The organism is Dyadobacter sp. BHUBP1 (assembly GCF_050587785.1).
Lineage (GTDB): Bacteria > Bacteroidota > Bacteroidia > Cytophagales > Spirosomataceae > Dyadobacter.
Genome location: NZ_JBOBIH010000042.1, coordinates 1 through 832, shown reverse-complemented (window position 1 = coordinate 832; position 832 = coordinate 1). Strand labels below are relative to the sequence as shown.

At 33.8% G+C, this 832-nt stretch carries 1 protein-coding gene; it reads left to right on the top strand.

The features are described 5' to 3' along the window. Positions 1 to 131 precede the first annotated feature (131 nt). Positions 132 to 701 (top strand): hypothetical protein, encoded by a 570-nt coding sequence (locus ACQ4MZ_RS31550; protein WP_327921575.1) that lies wholly within the window; start codon positions 132 to 134, stop codon positions 699 to 701. The last annotated feature ends 131 nt before the right edge of the window (positions 702 to 832 follow it).

Sequence of the window (832 nt, the reverse complement as noted above, 5' to 3'; positions counted from 1 at the left end):
TCTTAAAAACAAATGAGGAGAGACTAGTGCTTTTTTACTGACCTGTGGCGAAATTTGTCTATTTTTTATAAGGAGGAATTTCCCTTTTATTGGTGAAGATGTAATAAAAAGAACTTTCAGGAGATTCAATCATGAAACTCAAATATCTATCTCTTTACATAATTACAATTATAGTGATCCTCACTCCATTTTTATTCGACGAGATTTTTGGGGAAAAGGCAATTACCCTAAAGGAAGCTTATGACATTGGTTTAGTAAAGGCCAAAGAGTGGGATTCCGGGGCATTTTTAACTCATATTTCTACAGTAGACAGGAAAATTGGTAATGATCTTGGTTCTGATGGAAAAAGAAGGAGTTGGAACCTTACTTTTGAGGTTCCAACTAAAAAAAAGAGTCTCTTTATTTCGATTGACGATAAGAAAATCGAGAAAAGTATCAGTAGAAATTCAACTTCTCAGTTCAATGGAATTACACAAGAAGAAATTGGTATAGATAGTCCACAAATCGCATCAAAAGCTATTCAATCTTTCAATCTTAGGCCGGGAGAAGACTGGGCCATAGGCTATCACTTCACGATGTTTAAGCAGGAAAATCAATTGTTTCTAACTGTTGTTGGACGAAATGAACAGAATAAATTCTCGAAAATATACTTCAATCCAAAAAACGGTGAGTATCTTGGAATGCAAGTAAATGATCGGTAAAAACCACATTGTGGTCAAAATATTTTGAAAGGGGTTTTAAAAATGAAATTTAAAAAGCTTTTGTATGGTGTAGGAGCTACAACATATCTTATTGCTACATTAACTGCAAGTGTAAATGCTGAAACGAAATC

Bases quoted from the DNA above. Each gene is read 5' to 3' on its own strand.
- ACQ4MZ_RS31550 (WP_327921575.1), top strand. From the start codon at position 132: ATGAAACTCAAATATCTATCTCTTTACATAATTACAATTATAGTGATC.